This is a genomic window from Ruminococcus bovis (assembly GCF_005601135.1).
GTDB lineage: Bacteria > Bacillota > Clostridia > Oscillospirales > Acutalibacteraceae > Ruminococcoides > Ruminococcoides bovis.
In genome coordinates this window covers 1,642,474-1,661,603 of record NZ_CP039381.1, presented here as the reverse complement: position 1 = coordinate 1,661,603, position 19,130 = coordinate 1,642,474, and the positions used below count along the sequence as shown (strand labels likewise).

Annotated in this window: 15 protein-coding genes, 1 tRNA gene, 1 pseudogene and 1 CRISPR repeat array (1 of these 18 running past the window's edge); of the genes and pseudogenes, 10 read left to right on the top strand and 7 right to left on the bottom strand. The window is 34.4% G+C overall.

The window, feature by feature from the left end:
- Window positions 1-38: 38 nt before the first annotated feature.
- The 4 genes and pseudogenes from tnpC to E5Z56_RS07705 form a co-directional block, all read left to right on the top strand.
- A pseudogene (gene tnpC, locus E5Z56_RS11915) lies at window positions 39-797 on the top strand (IS66 family transposase); the annotation flags it as partial.
- 12 nt (window positions 798-809) lie between these two features.
- Complete coding sequence (locus tag E5Z56_RS12210) at window positions 810-1,025, top strand: transposase domain-containing protein (RefSeq protein WP_408638879.1); 216 nt, start codon at window positions 810-812, stop codon at window positions 1,023-1,025.
- Window positions 1,026-1,311: 286 nt separating this feature from the next.
- Window positions 1,312-1,491, top strand: coding sequence for a hypothetical protein (locus tag E5Z56_RS07710; RefSeq protein ID WP_138157294.1), 180 nt, complete (start codon window positions 1,312-1,314; stop codon window positions 1,489-1,491).
- Between the two features lie 3 nt (window positions 1,492-1,494).
- Window positions 1,495-1,851, top strand: coding sequence for a TnpV protein (locus E5Z56_RS07705; RefSeq protein WP_138157293.1), 357 nt, complete (start codon window positions 1,495-1,497; stop codon window positions 1,849-1,851).
- A gap of 153 nt (window positions 1,852-2,004) precedes the next feature.
- On the opposite strand, the gene E5Z56_RS07700 is transcribed toward E5Z56_RS07705, so the two are convergent.
- Both E5Z56_RS07700 and E5Z56_RS07695 read right to left on the bottom strand, forming a co-directional pair.
- On the bottom strand, window positions 2,005-3,510 hold the full coding sequence (locus E5Z56_RS07700; RefSeq protein ID WP_138157292.1) for a hypothetical protein: 1,506 nt from the start codon (window positions 3,508-3,510) through the stop codon (window positions 2,005-2,007).
- Between the two features lie 307 nt (window positions 3,511-3,817).
- On the bottom strand, window positions 3,818-4,663 hold the full coding sequence (locus tag E5Z56_RS07695; protein WP_138157291.1) for a tyrosine-type recombinase/integrase: 846 nt from the start codon (window positions 4,661-4,663) through the stop codon (window positions 3,818-3,820).
- A gap of 350 nt (window positions 4,664-5,013) precedes the next feature.
- On the opposite strand from E5Z56_RS07695, the gene E5Z56_RS07690 reads away from it, so the two are divergent.
- From E5Z56_RS07690 to E5Z56_RS07670, 5 genes are all read left to right on the top strand, one after another.
- Window positions 5,014-5,901, top strand: coding sequence for an RNA polymerase sigma factor (locus E5Z56_RS07690; protein ID WP_138157290.1), 888 nt, complete (start codon window positions 5,014-5,016; stop codon window positions 5,899-5,901).
- A 115-nt stretch (window positions 5,902-6,016) separates the two neighbouring features.
- Window positions 6,017-6,952: a ParM/StbA family protein gene (locus tag E5Z56_RS07685; protein WP_138157289.1), complete on the top strand. Its 936-nt coding sequence runs from the start codon at window positions 6,017-6,019 to the stop codon at window positions 6,950-6,952.
- 1 nt (window position 6,953) lies between these two features.
- The gene (locus tag E5Z56_RS07680; protein WP_138157288.1) at window positions 6,954-7,268 is read left to right on the top strand and encodes a hypothetical protein; all 315 of its coding nucleotides are present in this window, start codon (window positions 6,954-6,956) and stop codon (window positions 7,266-7,268) included.
- A gap of 463 nt (window positions 7,269-7,731) precedes the next feature.
- Window positions 7,732-8,475 (top strand): carbohydrate-binding protein, encoded by a 744-nt coding sequence (locus E5Z56_RS07675; protein ID WP_138157287.1) that lies wholly within the window; start codon window positions 7,732-7,734, stop codon window positions 8,473-8,475.
- A gap of 271 nt (window positions 8,476-8,746) precedes the next feature.
- The gene (locus E5Z56_RS07670; protein WP_175405422.1) at window positions 8,747-10,072 is read left to right on the top strand and encodes a recombinase family protein; all 1,326 of its coding nucleotides are present in this window, start codon (window positions 8,747-8,749) and stop codon (window positions 10,070-10,072) included.
- A 104-nt stretch (window positions 10,073-10,176) separates the two neighbouring features.
- Here the strand turns inward: E5Z56_RS07670 and E5Z56_RS07665 are convergent.
- The 4 genes from E5Z56_RS07665 to E5Z56_RS07650 all read right to left on the bottom strand — a co-directional run bounded on the left by E5Z56_RS07665 (window position 10,177) and on the right by E5Z56_RS07650 (window position 13,753).
- Window positions 10,177-10,261 (bottom strand) — tRNA-Leu (locus E5Z56_RS07665).
- Between the two features lie 332 nt (window positions 10,262-10,593).
- Window positions 10,594-11,766 carry a tyrosine-type recombinase/integrase gene (locus E5Z56_RS07660; protein WP_138157285.1) on the bottom strand — a complete coding sequence of 391 codons (1,173 nt, stop codon included), beginning with the start codon at window positions 11,764-11,766 and terminating at the stop codon, window positions 10,594-10,596.
- Between the two features lie 12 nt (window positions 11,767-11,778).
- Window positions 11,779-12,108, bottom strand: a complete 330-nt coding sequence (locus tag E5Z56_RS07655; RefSeq protein ID WP_138157284.1) for a helix-turn-helix domain-containing protein — start codon at window positions 12,106-12,108, stop codon at window positions 11,779-11,781.
- A 562-nt stretch (window positions 12,109-12,670) separates the two neighbouring features.
- Window positions 12,671-13,753 (bottom strand): helix-turn-helix transcriptional regulator, encoded by a 1,083-nt coding sequence (locus E5Z56_RS07650; protein WP_138157283.1) that lies wholly within the window; start codon window positions 13,751-13,753, stop codon window positions 12,671-12,673.
- Window positions 13,754-13,873: 120 nt separating this feature from the next.
- Here E5Z56_RS07650 and E5Z56_RS07645 point away from each other — a divergent pair, with 120 nt between their 5' ends.
- Window positions 13,874-14,557, top strand: a complete 684-nt coding sequence (locus tag E5Z56_RS07645; protein ID WP_138157282.1) for a leucine-rich repeat domain-containing protein — start codon at window positions 13,874-13,876, stop codon at window positions 14,555-14,557.
- Between the two features lie 59 nt (window positions 14,558-14,616).
- On the opposite strand, the gene E5Z56_RS07640 is transcribed toward E5Z56_RS07645, so the two are convergent.
- Complete coding sequence (locus E5Z56_RS07640; protein ID WP_138157281.1) at window positions 14,617-17,400, bottom strand: GmrSD restriction endonuclease domain-containing protein; 2,784 nt, start codon at window positions 17,398-17,400, stop codon at window positions 14,617-14,619.
- Between the two features lie 212 nt (window positions 17,401-17,612).
- A CRISPR array of direct repeats spans window positions 17,613-19,130; the repeat unit is 36 nt; unit sequence GTTATAGTTCCCTAATTATTCTTGGTATGATATAAT; it runs 300 nt beyond the window's last position.

Genomic DNA, 19,130 nt, shown 5'->3' with positions numbered 1-19,130 from the left:
AAGGCAGCTTTGCTTCACCAGAAGCAGTGGCTCACATTATGACACAGAAGTTTGTGATATACTCACCACTCTATAGACAAGAACAAGACCTGAAAAGGCAAGGTGTTGAATTAACAAGACAGACAATGTCTAACTGGATACTTAAAGCGAGTCAGCTGTGGTTAGAACCAATATATGAGAAGTTAAGAGAGCTTCTCATAAAAGAGGAAGTAATCCATGCAGATGAAACAACACTGCAGGTACTGAAAACCAAAGAGAAGCCTACTCCAAAGAAAGCATATATGTGGCTGTACAGAACGAGTGGATGCTCTGAAAAGAATATCGTACTGTATGATTACAAACCAAACAGAAAGATTGAAAATGCGGAGAACTTTCTTGAAGGTTTTAATGGCTACATACACGCAGATGGTTATCAGGGATATCACAAACTTGGAGATAACTTCACAGTTGTTGGTTGCTGGGCGCATTGCAGAAGAAAATTTGCTGAAGCATTAGAAATGATAAGCAAGGACGAACGAGCAAACTCAACAGCTGGAATTGCTTTAGATTACTGCAATCAGCTATATGCAATAGAAAAGAAATAGCTGATAAAAGCTATGAAGAAATACTAAAGGTGCGACAAGAAAAATCAAAGCCAATTCTTGACGCTTTTGTGCTGGGCTGAAAAGCAAAGCATAGCATTTAAAAGCAAACTTGGTGGTGCGTTTACCTATCTTAAGAATAACGAGAAATATCTCAGAAGATATTTAGAGGACGGCAGATTAGAAATTGACAATAACCGAGCCGAAAGAAGCATTAAGCCATTTGTTATGGGCAGAAAGAATTTCCTGTTTGCCAATACTGAGTCAGGAGCTACTGGCAGTGCTGTTATGTACAGCATAATCGAAACAGCCAAAGAGAACAATCTGGATCCGTTTAAGTATCTGACATACATCTTCAAAAAGTTCCCTAATATTAAGGAAAATGAAACGGCTGATATTCTACTGCCTTGGAATGCACCAGAGGAGTGCAAAGTTAAAATTTGATACATATGTGGAAATCCCTGCGAGAACAAACTCGCAGGGGTTTTTTAGGATGATTTGACGGTTACGTCGTTCTCGTCACCTTCAATTCCTGTCCCCCTTTGCTTGTTATATAAAGAAAAAGAGAAGTACTGATGTACTTCTTTTTCTTGGTGCGAGTGTTCATAACGGACTTATGAAAAATTCAGGTTTTATCGGCAGTTACACACATTTCTCACTCGCACATTTGTGATTTATTCAATTTCTTCCTATAATATGAATACAATATTCAGTCGAGGAGGAAAAGACTATGAGAAATCCCAAATACCACATTTACTTAACGCCCGATGAACGGCGCACGGTCATCAACAGCCTGATTGATTTGAGGAATGACCTCATCTCACGTGGCAAATATACCGATGTCATTGACGAGCTGTTAATCAAGCTCACGAAAGCCAAAGTCAAACAAATCAAGATTAAGGAGGTCTGAATTATGGCTACAAAAATTACATACACACAGCAGGGAGATTACTTGCTGCCCGATTTAAAATTGCCAGAACAGCCGAAGGTTGAAATCGGAATTTGGGGTAGGCGGCATTTGAAGTATATTGAGCATTACCGCCCAATTCTGTATACAAACTTGCTGACGAGCTGCAAACTCACCGCCTATCTCGCTGACATTGATGAACTGGCAGAGGATATGTTCTTTCGGTTAGTAAAACAATTCGCTGAAAAGGAAGGCGTAAGTGAACAGCTCAAAGCTGAGGATCAAATGCAATGGGTCCGGAAGATGAATAGTATTCGTAATCGGGTAACGGAGATTGTTAATAATGAAATAATTTATTCATAAATGTTATGGGCGAAGGTGATTTGTTTCATCTTCGCCCGTGTTTTGGTCGTTGTTAATTAGATTTTTAAAGCTCAGTCTTTATAAGCCTCATATTAACTACCGGTAGAAATTACCATAAGTATAAGAAACGTAGTATAATCATCTACCTTTTCATTACGATTTCTCGAAATTTGATGAGGAAGCAATACATATTATTAAAAATATTGGTATCAAAGAAATAGTATATTTATTCCTGCATTCAGTCAAAAGTAATAATGAGGTTGTTCCCAATAAATAAAGTTGAGTAAATACGATAAGGTATTCTTTCTTGGCGGATTTGTTACGAATTAAAGAAGCTAAGCCAAAAACAGCAAGTAAAAGCAACACTAGGTACTCAATGAAAGTAAGCGGTTTAAACAAATACTGATTATAAAACTTGCTTATCGATTCATTTGGAATGGTCTCATTTGTATATCCTATGGAATAAGAAAAATTACCCCAAATCACAGTAATCTTATGCTTTATCAACGATAATAGTTTTTGAGGACTGGAAATAAGTTCTTTATACTGTTGTGAAATTAGAGCCATGTGATAATCATCTATTTCATCATTGCTGTAATTCTCAGGATAATCATCCCATTTCTTATCTGGAAACCATTCTCCGTTGTGTTCATAATTGCTTCCCACATATAAGGTCCATAATACTTTATTATTTTTCTCTCTTGTGATTTTAGAATGATTAATCTGGAAAGCGTTAAATATAACAGAACCTATGATAAATATCAATAATAGTGAGACTATTTTTATAGCAAAAGACATAATTGTTCGTTTTGATAAGCACCTAATAAGCTCTATGATAAGAATTATAGTTAAGGCAATCATTGCAATAAGTCCTATTGAATTCATCTGACTACATAAAAAGAAACTTACAAAGGAGCCAACTATAGCAATTATCTTTAAATATCGTTTTTTGACCTGTTTTGATATTTTAAAATACAGCCAGATTCCAATGAATAAAAAGAACATAGAAGCAATTTCGTGCGTCACATATTGAGGCAACAAAATTTGTGAAGGCAATATGCAAAATAAAAAAGCTACTGAAAAAGCAATGGCTTTAGAGTATAAAAACGACATTGTATCAAACACAAGCGCACAAACAAGCGTAAGTGTTATAGAAAGATATATTGAATATGCCAATTGGCTAATTCCAAAAAGTCTAGTAACAGGCGTTAAAAAGACTGCATACCAAAACATATGAGAAAACGAATTACAATAGTTTGCGTATTGTTTTACCATTCCATAATCTGCTAATTCTTTTGAAGTTGTGACATATACATTAATATCAGAATGGTCATCAATAGAGTTAATATGAAAAGCCATTACAGCGATAAACTTTGTAATCAATGATATAATTGCGATAAAAATAATTAATTTTCCATATCCAATGCCATTTATGCGTGTAAAAAATATATTAATTTTACTAATTATGTAATCATATTTTATTATTACAACAACACATAAAGTAACTATAAAAACAGAACCAACTACTGCAATTAAATTAGGTACTAAGTCAAATAGATAAATACATTTTGAAAGAATAATAACTGCAAAAAGAGCAATGCAAAAAAATCCAATTATCTTAGATATAAGATCTGGTCGGTTTTGTGTACTTTGTTCCATTATATTTGTCCAAGCCTTTCCACGAATTTTTATAACAAACAGTTCCATCATAATGTTTTAGTTTATTACATAATGTCGATTATGTTGTAACGTACTTGACTATTATACATTTAAAATCAAATTTAATCAACATATTTTGCTCAAAAAGTGCGGACGATTTATTATTTTGCTAAAAATTGTCACAGGAAATCAAACTCTTGAAAAATCAGATTTCAAGGGCTTGGTATTTTTGCGCTGTTTTTGTTTGATATGATGCGATTATATCTTTGTTCTGTACTTTCTTTACAACATAATCGACATTATGTACTCAGACCACCAACCGCATATTTTCCATACGCTTTAGGTGTTCATAACCGGTTGAGATAATATAGATTCTTGTTGTGTTGATACTGCTGTGGCCAAGGATATCTGCGAGCTTGGCAATGTCTTTTTCCAACTTATAAAACATTCTTGCAAACAGATGTCGCAGATTGTGAGGAAACACCTTGTCCGGATTGACGTGAGCCTGCTTGCACAAGGCTTTCATCTCTCTCCAGACGTTTGTGCGGTTTACCGGCTTGCCTGATTTCGTAATAAAGATAGCTCCTGCTTTGATGTGCCATTCTGCGGCGTATCGGAGCAGTTTTTTCTTTAGCTTTTTTACAATGAATATTATCCGGTTTTTGCCTTTGCAAGCTACTTCAACAGTACCGCTTTTCACTGCTTCAACTGTTATGAATTGTAACTCGCTGATTCGGATGCCTGTACCGCCGATCGTCTGCAATATCATATTCAAACGTTGGTTGTGATTATGCTCGGCAGCTTCAACCAAACGCAAGTATTCCGCTTTGCTCAACTCCTTGTTTTCGGGGCAGTAGATTTGTCGTTGAGTTTTGATTGATTTCACCTTGCAGTCAACCCAACCCAAGTAATCAAATAAGCTGTTCACGGCGGCAAGCATCGAATTGATACTGCTCACAGCATATCCGTCGGCAATCAGCTTTTGCTTATACTCGATGACAAGCTCCTTGCTAACCACATTGCCGTTCAAATACGCCGCAAATGCCTTTACATCACGAGCGTATTTCTCTATTGTGTTTGCGCTCTTTTCTTCCAAATGAAGATGGTTGATAAAACCCGTTATAGTTTCTTTGGTTAGTATTCTTCCTTTCATAGTCTTACCTCCGAGTAAATGTATCTTTATTTTACCCGAAAAGCACAGCGATTAATTATCAAGCTAATTGTAGAATTAATCGGCTTAAATTACGAATGTGCAAATTATAGCCCCGCTGTTAGATAACACATTATCTGTTATCCGACAGCGGGGCTTTTTTGCTTTTATACGATTTTTCTACGTTTTTACTGCGACCGTACCAAAGTCCGTATTTTGGGACACCCTATCTGTTAGAATTAGGGTAGTGCGAAATATTTTTTAAAAAATTTTTTCAATTTTTGGAACAATTTAGGGGTAGAAGCGTCTTTATAATATAGAGGCACCTAACCTCGGAAAGGAGATGAATACAAATGCCAATCAAAATCAAACGAAAGAATGGCGAAATAACCCGATACAAAAATGCAGAGTATATACCGCTGTTTTACTTTTTCCCAAAGTCTTTACTTGATCATTGCGGAACGCTTCCGTTTCAGATTTCACGCTATCCCTATGAGCTGTTCACGGATTGGAAGCAGATAGAGTTGATAGAGAGCAATCAATTTGCTCTTTTGATGTATGACGCTTTTCACTATCTTGTATGGGAATATATGGGATTGAACGTAGGTCGTGAAATATATTCGGGAGATCATCCGGCTTGGAAGTTTTCTCACGCACCTTCTTTCTGGATAAAGACTATGCAGGACGAGGGCGTGCTGCCGCCGATTGAGAGCCTTGTTAACGATATTCAGCCTACAACTTTTTTCGGCTTTGTCAGCGACGAATATGTTGACGCTGTTTTGAAGGATATTGTTCCGAAAACAATGGAACGCTTTGGAATGAATGAGATCCTCGCCGTTGTCAAGGAGCATCAGTGCTTTGAGGATTTCGATTATAGATATAGCCAACAGAAGAATGACTTTAAAAACAGCTATTATCATAAGAAAACCAAGCACCCGATGGTCTCACTTGAAGCTTTTCAGGAGGATTACAAAAATAATCACGACGGAGCTGAGTGGGATAAAGCGGATGACTGTATCGACTTGGAAGGCGATATAACTGCAAAGGTTGATGTTGAACGGTTTATGGCAACGTTATCCGAAAAAGACAGGCAGATATTGGAGCTTCGTGTTGAGGGTTTTACCTATCAGGAAATAGCAGATAAGGTCGGCTATAAAACGCATAGTGCCGTAAAAAAGCGCATTGATAAAATCGGAAGAATATTCCAAGAACAAACAAACACAGATATTGGCTTTGAATAGCACCTACTGATTGTTTTCGGTAGGTGTTATTTTTATTCCAAAATTACACAATTAATTAATTGATAACTGCCCCACTTTTCAGGGCAGTTTTACTATTTCAGGAGGTATTTTTATTATGAAAAGTTACAAGAACAAAATCATTATCGGTATCGACCACGGTTACGGCAACATCAAAACCGCTAATCATTGTTTCAAGACTGGTATAACCACCCACGACAGCGAACCGCTATTTACAAAGGATATGCTTACCTACAACGGCAAGTATTATCTGATCGGCGAAGGTCACAAGGAATTTCTGCCCGAAAAGCAGAACGACGAGGATTACTATATCCTCACGCTCGCCGCTATCGCAACCGAGCTTGCAGACGAAGGACTGACCGAAGCGGATGTGATTATCGCCGCAGGTTTGCCATTGACTTGGACAAGCGGACAGAAAGCGGATTTTGCTGCATATCTGTCAAAGAACAAAGAGGTAGAGTTTACTTTTCGGAATGTAGATTATTATATCCGAATCTGTGATGTGAAAATCTATCCGCAGGGTTATTCTGCGGTTGTGCCTATCAAATCCACGCTCAAAGGTCTGAGTATGGTAGCCGATATCGGTAACGGTACGATGAACACACTTTATCTTGTCAACGGCAAGCCGCAAAGCGGTAAGATGTTCACCGAGAAGTTCGGCACTTATCAATGCACTCTCGCTATTCGTGAAGGTTTTATGCGCAAGACACGCAGAGAGTTGAATGACTATATCATCGACGAGGTGTTGCGGACGGGCACGGCAGATATTCCTGATTCGGATTTGGAGATCATCACCGCTATTGCGGAGGAATATGTCGCAGAAATCTTCCGCCGTCTGCGTGAGCACGGCTATGATGAAAGCACAATGAAGCTCTACGTCTGCGGTGGCGGAGGCTGCCTGATCAAGAATTTCTATCACGGCAATCTTGACCGTGTAAAGTTCATTGACGACATCTGTGCTGCCGCAAAAGGCTATGAATATCTCGCAGACGTTTATCTGAGAGCCGAGGCGAAGAATGAAGGACGTGTATAAAATGACAGTGCGCTTTGATTTGACCGACGCCCGAGAGCGTGCTCTTGCAGAATATATGCAGACGCTGGATGTGAAGAAATACCAATCCCGCAATCAGTTTGTGTTAGATGCAATTGCCGATTATGTAGATTTGCAGTCAATCACCCGTGAACAGCACGAGGAAGATATCCGAAATATTATTCGTGAGGAAATGCGGGCTTGCTTTGCAGAAGCAAACTTTGCCCCGCAGCCTATGGCAAACGCTTCGGCACTGACCGCAGAACAACAGGAAGAAGCCGAACAGGATATTCTGGACGACCTTAAACTGTTTGATTGACAGCAAGATGACGGCATTTTTCAAGTACGAATTTGAGTTTGACGGCAAAACGCCGTCATATCAAGACAGTATAATTATCAGCAGTATAAGGCACAGCAGAATGGTTGAAATAGCACTCCGTGGCTGTGTCTTATACTGTAGCAAGCAATATCATATTACCCTCCTGCTTGGTGTCCGCAAGAAAGCATAGCTTCGTTAAATGCACCAAAAATCGTTAATCAACACAGTATATATTTACATAATTAATGCACTTTGCTAAATCTATTGTAAATATGCACAAAAAGTACATCCTGTTACCGTGCAGAATAACCAATAGGCAGAAATGCTTTTTACCCCCTTGATTTTTTTACCCCCTTGATTTTTGTTTTAACATTTGGTAAGATATAGGTGTCGCAAGGAAAAGCGACAAACAAATACAAGTCAAAGTCACTTGAAAAACAAAAACAAAACGGAGGAAAAAATCATGACAAAGACTAAGACAACAAAAAGATTTGCAGCGATTCTTCTCACACTTGCAATGGCATTCGGTATGTTCAGCATGATCGGTGCAACAAGCGTTAGCGCAGCTACAGACAAGGTAAGCCTTTATTCCTTGAACCCCACTTTCTCAAAGTACGGCGGAACTTCATTTGAGGCTTACATCCAGACAAACGACAGCGCAAGCAACCAGGAAGTTTATGTTCACTACAACTACATGGATTCAATGGATTGGCAGGACGCTAAGGCTGAGTATGTAACTACTCTTAACGACGGTTCAAAGATTTGGAAAGCTAACTTCTCAAGCTGGAACACAAAGTTCGCTATCAAGTTCGTTGCTGACGGTCGTGAGTACTGGGACAACAACAACGGCAACGACTACACACGCAACGACATCCTCGGCGTAGCTCCTGTTACTTCTGAGAGACTTGGCTATCAGCTCTACGGCAACAAGTTCCAGATCAACGCTGTTCTCCAGAACTATGCTTATCAGAAGAACGTATATGTAAGATACACAACAGACGGTTGGAACTCATACAACGATCAGGCTCTCGGTTATGACAAGACAAACGAGAACGGCACTGAGACTTGGACAACAACACTCAACCTTCCTTCTAACATGGATTACAGCAAGTTCGAGTATGCTATCTGCTACCAGGTAAACGGCACAGAGTTCTGGGCTGACAACTTTGGCGCAAACTACGACGCATATTACTATATCCACCACTAATTAAACCATCGGATCTATCCGATAATAAAAGGGGCAGACGGAGAGCAAACGCACTCCGCCTGTTTCTTTTTTTGATTTTTGTGTAGGAATTTTTGCCGCAGTATGATATAATCATTAATGCAAGCGGCATTTGACCGCAATCAACCCGAAAGGAGCCCGGCTTTGTCCGGCTTGAATAATCATGAAAAAATTTTTATCGATACTTTTTTCCGCCGTCATGCTCCTTTCCTTTTGCTCGTGCTCGGATACTAGGTCCGAAAGCTTGCAGAGAATGCTCGAAAGCCTGACGGAAAAAGCTGATTTCGGCGGAGTAATCAGAATCACCAGGGACGGAAGGACGCTTTGCGAAATCGCACGCGGCAGCACAGGCGAGCCGTTAGCTCCGCCGCCATATGGATATATCAAATCTCTCGATAATCCTAAGAAGTGGATCATCGATCCCGAAGCAGCACAGATCGTTCGTGACATCTTCAAAATGGCGCTTGAAGGCAAAAGCAACGAAACGATTGCTCGAATCTTGCAAGAGCGCAAGGTGTTGATTCCTATGGCGTATTGGCAGGAAAAGGGTATCCGAAAAGGCGGTAAGGTTACGCAGCCTAACAAATACAAATGGTGCAAAACCACTATCACCAAAATACTAACCCAACAGGAGTATTGCGGCGATATTATCAACTTCAAGACTTATTCCAAATCATACAAGAATAAGAAACGCTACGATAATCCTAAAGAAAACTGGGTGATTTTCAAGGACGTTCACGAGCCGATTATTAACCGTGATGATTTTGAGTTGGTGCAAACGCTTGTCGTAAAGACAAAGCGCCGTGCTCCTAAAAAGGAGAACGGCGAGAAGAATATGTTTTGCGATTTTCTATACTGTGCCGATTGCGGCAGTAAGCTATGGTATCATACGAATACCACCAACAAGGAAATCCATTATTTCAGCTGTTCCAACTATAAAAAGGATACCCGTGGGAATTGCGAAACCCGCCATTATATCCGTGCCGACGCAATCGAACAAGTGGTAATGCTGGAACTTCGCCGTTTAGCAAAGTATTTGGAATCTCACGAGGAAGAATTTGCAAAGCTTCTTGCCGAGAAAACCAACGCCGATATGTTGGCGGAGCAGAAAACCTTAGAAACAGAGCTGAATCGGGCAACCGCCCGAAACGAAATGCTCACTTCACTTTTCGCCAAAACCTACGAGGACAATGTATCCGGCAAGCTAAGCGATGAGATGTATATGGAGCTATCGCATAAATATGAGGTTGAACGCCTTGAACTGAAAACAAAGATTTTTGAGTACAAGGAACGCCTTGCCAAAATCAGCGAAATGGAGCAAAACAAAGATGACTTTCTTAAAGCTGTCAGAAAGTTTATGGAGATGGAATCCTTAACCGCACCAATGCTCAGAGAGCTTATCGATCACATTGATGTTTACGAAAAGGAAGGCGGGAAGAAAAGCTACACCCAGCGCATTGTAATCTATTATCGCTTTGTCGGCTACTTAGAGCTACCGTCATCAGAGGACGAAAACTACAAAGCAAACACCCGAAAGGGCGTAGATGTGGAGTATATCCCCACAGCAAAGTCTGCATAAAAAATTGTGAGCAGGCACAAAACCTGCTCACTACATACAAATCGGATGAAATTGAATAAAAAGAATGAGTGTCCATAACTTAAATCCGTTATGAACACTCATACTGGTGCGGGTGACAGGACTTGAACCTGCACGTCGGTGAACACTAGAACCTAAATCTAGCGCGTCTGCCAATTCCGCCACACCCGCATATATTTTATTTTGCGTTTTGTTGTCTCTCAACAACGATATTTATTATATCTTATGATGTCCCAAAAGTCAACACTTTTTTGCAAAAATATTTTAAAATATGATAAAAACACAGAAAATCACCTCAAAAATAGCCTATTAATGGGGTTTTGGTGGCAAAAAAAGATTTTTATGATATTTTTTATTCATCCAATGGTTATAAATTTCAACTGATTATTTTTCTTTTTAAGCATAAAAAGTGCCTAGTAATTTCTTAAAAAACTAGGCATTTTCTTGTGAAAAAATTTCTCTGGTGCAGTTCTGGTGCAGTAGCAAAAGATTTTCATTAAATTTTATATACTTAAATTCTGCTGACAATAGGTGTTAAACTGTTCCATTGCAGGGTTATTTAATCTATCAAAAACATCACAATATGTATTTATAGTTACAGAAATATCGGTATGTCCCATCCAGTTTTTCAATACTTCTGCTGATATTCCTGACTCAATAACTCTGGTTGCAAAGGTATGTCTTAGAAGATGCTGACCACCACTGATTTCTATATTTAGCTTCTTACATATTCTGGTAAACGAACTATTCACTTGTGAGGTGGATATTGGTCTATTGCTTTTAAAATTATAAAACAGTAGTCCGTTATCATTCTCTTTATAGTTTGCCAAAACTTCTTTTAGTATAGGCACTAAACAATCTTGAATTGGTACATCACGATAACCTTTTTGAGTTTTTGTTCTGTCCCCTACTTTTATTGCATAATTTATACCTCTTGTAACGGTATTTCTAACATGTATAAGTCTATTTCTCAAATCAATATCCTTAGCAGTCAAAGCACAAATTTCTCCCATTCTAAGTCCGGCAAAAAGTTCAATGTAAAACATAGGTCTGTAATCAATAGCATTTTTATTGATTTTCATATCTTTAAGATAATTAAGAAAATCATTTTCTTCTTCAACAGTAAAGGCTACTACTTTCTTAGTTGGTTTATCTGACTTTGGCTTTCTAATAAACGGACTATCCATCAAGTTATATCCCATTAATCTTTTATGTATGGCAAGGTTATAAGCTTTAGACATTGAAGAATACACTTTATCAATTACACTATTAGAATAGTGCTTTATCGAAAATAAAAAATCATTAATTTGATTTGTTTGTATCTTTGTAATTGGAATTTTAGCTAGACTTCCTTTTTCTATAATTCGAACAGTCAGCAGTCTTCTGTTATAAGCAGAATCTTGTATTCTATTCATATTGTGGTCATACTCTGCATCTTCTTTCAGTAAATCAACCATTGTAGCATCTGTAGTTTCACAAATTTTTTGCTCCATAATATCTTTTAATAATTGATTTCTCTTTTTAATAAGTTCTGTTTTAGTTGATGCTGATAAACTTTTTCTTGCTATTTCTCCACTATACTTTTGATAACTTATTTGGCATCTCCATCTCTTACGACTTTTATCATAAAAAATTGTGCCTTCGCCGTTACCTTTTCTCTTAGGTTTATTTGCCATAAAAAACACCTCTTATTGATTATTAATCCAAGTATTTCTTTCACTACTTTTTCTCTTTACTGAAAAGAAATTAATGAAAGCAGTTTTTAGTACAAGTTGTTTTTTGCCTAAATCTGTAGAAGGAAATTCAGGATGTCGAAACAACTCCTCTACTGTTTTCCTAGACCAGCCAGTCATCTTCATAACATCTTCAATATTGAAAAACAAGTTATTTACTACTTGATTATTAATGTTACGAGATATTTCTTCAATCTGTTTTTGCAATTCTAACAATGCAGGAATTGTTAATACAATATCTTCTTTATTTTCTGACTTTTCAATTAAATTTTTAGTTTTTTTCATAAATAAAAACTCCTTTTTGTTATATTAAATCAAAAACGAATAATCTGTATCTTCGTTTCACTGAATTATCAAACAAAATGGAGTTAAATTTTTATTCTTTACAAGAATTTATTTCTTATAAAGAACTATAGTATTTAATTTGACAAATAATATTTGCTAACTTCTTTACTGCATAAAGCCTTTAGCAAATGCTATTTTATTTTGTTCGATTAATTCAGTTCTTATATTCTAATACAATTTATTCGATTTTAATTCTTTCTTATAGCATGATGTTAGCACAGTTACCTTAATAATACAATGTACATTTTTATGGATTTGTGCATAATTCAATCAATATTTAAGTAATCTTTCACTATGCACTTTTCTGTTTTGAAATTTGATTATTATAAATATAATTATCTATAAAAAAGAAAGACTATCGCTAGTCTTTCTAATTATGCAATATTCATCAGAGAGCTAAAACAAGATGAAATGTTATATTGTTGTAAAAAGCAAAACACCTTCATGAATAATTGATTATTCATGATATTATCTTAATCATAAAAAATAATTACCTAACTTTTTATTTCAAATCATCATAAATTTTTAGGGTTTGTTTTGCATCTTCTTTTAACTTTTCTATCAAAGACTTTGGTTCTAGTACCACAACATCATTTGAATAATTCTTAGCAAACTGAAACATAGAAATTTCATTTACATTTGCAGTTACAGTTACATAAGCAGAACTTTCATCAGAAAATTTCAAGTTCTTTTCAAACATATCAACAACATCACTTAACAATGCTTTACTTACCCTAAACTTTGCTTTTATTGTATCGCTGGCATACATATAAACATGCTCATCCATATATTTCTGCAAATCCAGTGGTTGTCCGTTAGCACCTCTTAAGCTCTTAAATGGCTTTACATCTTCATCAAGAATTTTTATATTTGCTATTCTGTCTACTCTATAATTTGACACATCCATGTACTTATCGTTATTACAGATTAGGTAATACTTTCCCTCTTTTGCAACCATTTGATATGGGTTGATTTTGTATTCTCTAACAGTACCGTCAGAAGTTTTTCTACAATGAAGTTTCTTGTCTGTACCATATTCATAATAATTGAAAGACACTTTCTTTTTCGCAGTAATCGCCTCATCAAGAATGTCTATGGTATAAAAAAGTTCTTTGTTATCAAGGTTATAATCAGTAGCGGTTACAATGTGCTTTATGCTAGGCTTAAAATACACACTGGAAAGTTTCTCTAACTTTTCAACAAGCTCTTTTCTCTGAGAATAAGGTATATGTCTTGAAAAAACCAGACTATCAATCAGCATCCTTAATTCACTGTTAGAAAATTCATTTGCATAATAAAAATCAGACCAAACATAACTTTCTTCCATTTCACCTGTCTTTTTGTTAGGTGTCATTCTTACTGTTTCGGTATATTCAATATCATAACCGGCATCTATCAAATCCATAATATTACGCTTAATAGCTTTTCTGTCTACTGACATATTATACTCTTTTTTGAGAATATCTATTATTTCTTTTTGACCTAGTCTATGGTTTTCATCAGTATATTTTCTTAGAATTTCTAGGATATTCAAAATAAGAAGTTTCTTAGGTTTGTATTCTGAGTCTTTCTGATAATTCTGCATAAAATCACCTCATATATAAATATTTTATCATTACACTATCAAATTGACAATATTATATGTGATAAAAAAGGAACATAGGATTTTGTATAATATAGCCAACACACAAGGAGGATTTGTAATATGGAAAATAATATTAAAAAGATAAAGTCTTTTCAGTATCTTGACAGGTATGATATTGTCAGCATTGATATACCCTATGGAACAGAAGAAATAGAATGTTGTGCATTTTATAATTGCCCTAACCTTCAGCACATTACCATTCCTGATACTGTTAAAATAATAGGTTTTTCTGCTTTTAGATTTTGTACTAATCTTGATAATATAGTTATCCCTGACAGTGTTACTTTTATTGGTCATGATGCTTTTGATAATACAAAATGGTACAGAGACAACAATGATGACTTTGTTATTTCAAGCAATAAATATCTAATAAAATACAGAGGTAAAAGTGAAAATGCCATAATTCCTAAGTCAGTAAAATATATTAGTCCCTACGCCTTTGACAGATGTAAACACCTTAAAACCATTGCTATTCCTAATGGTATAATGGTAATTGAAAGTTTCGCATTTATAGGTTGTAGCAATATAAAATCTATCATTATCCCAAACAGTGTTGAAAAAATCAGTGAATACGCATTTATAAATTGCAAAAGCCTTGAAAGTGTTTCTATCTCTGAAAATGTTAAGTATATCAGTAAAAAAGCATTTGCCGGTTGCAGTGAAAATTTAACTATCCTTGCTCCTAAAAATTCCTATGGAAATAAATTTGCCAAAGAAAATTGTATTGAATATCTTGAACTATAAAAATGACCTGTGGGTAAAACTCACAGGCCATTTTTTATTTAGCATTACTGTATTTTGATTTACGACTTTTTATCTATTACTTCATAGAATTCACCATATAGATTTTTTAGGAATTCTGTTTTAGCGATATTTCTATCTGCTATGTAATTTTCTATGTTATGGCTTTTATCATAATTGTTAAGAAAATTCTCAACAGATTGCAAGGTGCTTTTCTTATAAAATTCTAATTTAGTTTCTATATCTTTCTGTTTATTGACCTCATTTAAATTTTTAGTTTTAGCACCTAATTGTCTATTTATAGTTCTTTCAAGGAACATTAAGTTTCCTAAACTATCCACATACTCATTATCACTATACAATGAATGTGAAAGTATATGTTCAATATCAAGTGCTTTTTTAGGTTCTTGATTTGAAGAATAGAAAATTGTATTTTTCACATTATAAATAGTTTCGTTAGTACTTTTACAATCATCAATGTAACTAAGTGAAAGAAACAGATTTTTTGTACGATTATCAAATACCGATTTATCAAGTACATTCTTAAAACCGACAAAATCAAAATTTTCTTTTTCTAAAGTTTTAATCAAATCATCTTTTACTTCTTCAATATTGTTATAAGGGTTATTGTTTTCACTAAAATAAATCTCCTTAATATTTGTAAATACACGATAGACAATTCTTGAATATGAGGCACTGTATAATGAACAGTATTGCCATAGTAATTTTGTCAACTGTTCTGCATTATCGATTACTGTATTATCAATTACTGTATTATCTATCTTTTTACCATTTATACACTGAATAAATACAAGATAAAAATACATATTTTTTAAGTTGCCATAACCACTTATTCCTAGTAATTCTCTTGAACAACCATTAATTAAATTACCACTATTTTTATCTCTGGTATTCATAAGATAATTTTGTGTTTCAAGAATACAAGCAGAAATATCCTCAAAAACTTTCAGCAAATCCACATTAACAAGTTCATCAGGTAATGGTGAATTGAAAAATCCTTTTTCATCAAAAAAGAATTTATTGTTGCTCATTCTAAGGCAATCACCGCTTTTATTGGTTTTTGAAATTAGATAAAACCTAAATGTATCAAGCAATACATTTTCATTAACAGAATAATTTTCTTCCAAAGAATTAACTTGTTGATAAGCATCATTAATCTTTTTTAGGGTACTATTTTTATCACTGCTATTTTTGCAAATATAATCACAAAATTTTATCTTGAAAATATCCTTAACATCTAGCTTTAGACCTGTTGTGTTGATAGAATCGAAAATTTCTAATAATGTAGAAATAGATGCAGTTTCACTTACAAAAATTGAAACAAAGAGAATTTTTTTATTTATAAAATCTTGAAAACTCTCTAAATTTTTCTTTTCAATACCGGACACAAACTTATCTAAAAGTTCTTTATTTTTCCCATAATTTGTAGATTTATCATTGATAGCTTTAACTATATCAGCATTATTGATTTGATTCATCACCTTAGGCAAATTATTCTCTTCACCTAACCTTTCTGCTAATATACTTTTCAATATGTAAAAGGTAGTTATTCTTTGGTGACCATCAATAATGCTAAGAGAATGATTTTCAATTTTTCCAAATTGTAAAATACCAAACATTAAGAATTGAACATTTTCTTCATTCTCTAAATAATCACAAAACTTTGCATAAATAGTATTAGTAAGTTCATTAATTTCTTTCTCTCCCCATTCATAAGGTCTTTGATATGCCGGGATTATAAAATTTTTTGAACTACATAAAACATCTGCTAAAGTTTCTGTTTTACTTTCTATATCTTTCCTTTCTAATTCATCAAGTAGTTGTTTCACTTCATCAAAGTGGGTTAAGTCATAGGCAATATTAAGAAAATATTTTGCAAATTCATCATTGCCATTTTCTGCACTATTCTCGCCATAAGCTATAGCTAATCCTACAACATCCTCATTAGGCTCTAATGGAAAGCCATATTTCCTACTAAACTTCTTCATTGTTTCAATAGGTGCAGGTTTTATTTCCAAATGTGTGGTTTGTTCAATATAAAACAACTCACCATAAGCTGCATCAGTATTAGAATCAAAATTCAAACTATAATCTTCACAAGCAATAGCCTCTTGCCACATTTTCTTTTCTATAAAGTAATAACCAAGATTTCTATAACAACGGGCTAAATCCTCAGATTTATAAGCAAAATTGAAAATTTCAATTGTGTAATCCAAGAATGTTTCAATATCACCCATAGCCTTGTATGTTTCTGCATATTCAAAGGCAATATCGGCATCCATAGGATTCCATCTTTTTGCTTTTTCAAGGGCAACATTTGCTTCTGTATAACGACCCAGTTCAAACAATATATTTCCATAGAAGAAATATATTGTAGCAAACGGAAAATTAGATAGTCTAATATCTTTCTTGCTATCTCTGTGTCTATAACCATAAAGTAATTCTTGCATAGGGTTAATGAAACAAAAATAATCGCTGACTGAATCATTCTGATACATACCGGCAGAAATTAATTCTTCAGCCTTTTCCACTAATTTTTCTACTTTTCCAAGTGCTAAATTATAATCACCTGATTGTAGAGTAGAAAACAAATCATCAAGTTCATTTTCGATTTCTGCATTATCTTTTTCAAAAGCATTAGCTAATTCATTGACCTTTTCTTCAGGCAACATTCCACTTATCAGCCTACCACAAGCCCTGATAATCTCTTTTCCAAGTTCATGGTCTTTGTACTTTTCCATTTGTTCCATTAAGTACTGTATATCTTTTTCATTTTCACCGGTTAAACCACTTGCAATATCTCTCATAATTTCTTGATAATCCATAATATCCTCCTTAAATAATTAAATTTATATAAAATAATTAGTTATTATTATTTGTTTCTGTATATTATGCATTATATCATACTTATTTTTAGAAACACAATAGAAAAAGAAAAATTATAGTGTTTTATAATAGATAAGTCCCATATTGGGGACTTTGGTTATTGTTATTGGTATGATATAATAACATTGTTAAATAGCATTGATGTTATTATGTTATAGTTCTCTAATTATTCTTGGTATGATATAATCCTTAACAACATTGAAGGAAGTCGGTCCACGTTATAGTTCCCTAATTATTCTTGGTATGATATAATTTTGCTTTCTGTATATCTTCGATTGTGTGGGTTATAGTTCCCTAATTATTCTTGGTATGATATAATCTTTTTACTTCTAATTCCGTGTTGTAAACTGTTATAGTTCCCTAATTATTCTTGGTATGATATAATATAAGTAGCTATGAGCACTAAAACAAAATGGTTATAGTTCCCTAATTATTCTTGGTATGATATAATTGTTTCTCTGTTATTTAGTGCAATTTGTGCGTTATAGTTCCCTAATTATTCTTGGTATGATATAATTTAATCTCTTGATTTATACAATTATTTATTGTTATAGTTCCCTAATTATTCTTGGTATGATATAATAATATAAAAACAAGACAAGTAACTTGTCCTGTTATAGTTCCCTAATTATTCTTGGTATGATATAATTTGGGTTAGCTCGTTAAAAATTGCAGTTGTGTTATAGTTCCCTAATTATTCTTGGTATGATATAATCATTGACGATAAAGAAGTGTGCTTTACCAAGTTATAGTTCCCTAATTATTCTTGGTATGATATAATTACAATACTATTAATATCTGATGATATATCGTTATAGTTCCCTAATTATTCTTGGTATGATATAATGCAAGGATATTGACTTTGTAACCTTTGAAAGTTATAGTTCCCTAATTATTCTTGGTATGATATAATTAAGTCAGAGAATGTATGTCTGCAAGAGTAGTTATAGTTCCCTAATTATTCTTGGTATGATATAATAAGCTAAATTTCATTTTTCGTTGTTCTAATGTTATAGTTCCCTAATTATTCTTGGTATGATATAATAGTTCACCAGATAGATTATAAGACAATTCAGTTATAGTTCCCTAATTATTCTTGGTATGATATAATTAACGGTACTAACTTGTCATACGGTCAGTAGTTATAGTTCCCTAATTATTCTTGGTATGATATAATTTATCTGCGTTGCCTCGTCTATCATTAACAGTTATAGTTCCCTAATTATTCTTGGTATGATATAATATATGTATAAATGCCCTTTATGCGGAAGCGGTTATAGTTCCCTAATTATTCTTGGTATGATATAATGCAAACCCATTCAAGGTTGTTCTCATTCAAGTTATAGTTCCCTAATTATTCTTGGTATGATATAATAAAGGGATGGACAGCAATGTTTGATTCTGTGTTATAGTTCCCTAATTATTCTTGGTATGATATAATGCAAACCCATTCAAGGTTAGCTTCACTCAAGTTATAGTTCCCTAATTATTCTTGGTATGATATAATTGGATGAGTATATCTAATTAATCGACATAGGTTATAGTTCCCTAATTATTCTTGGTATGATATAATTTACAATTTAAAAAGTAAAAAAAGTTCTCCGTTATAGTTCCCTAATTATTCTTGGTATGATATAATAGTTTTCTTTCTCTTCTCCAATTGCAAAGA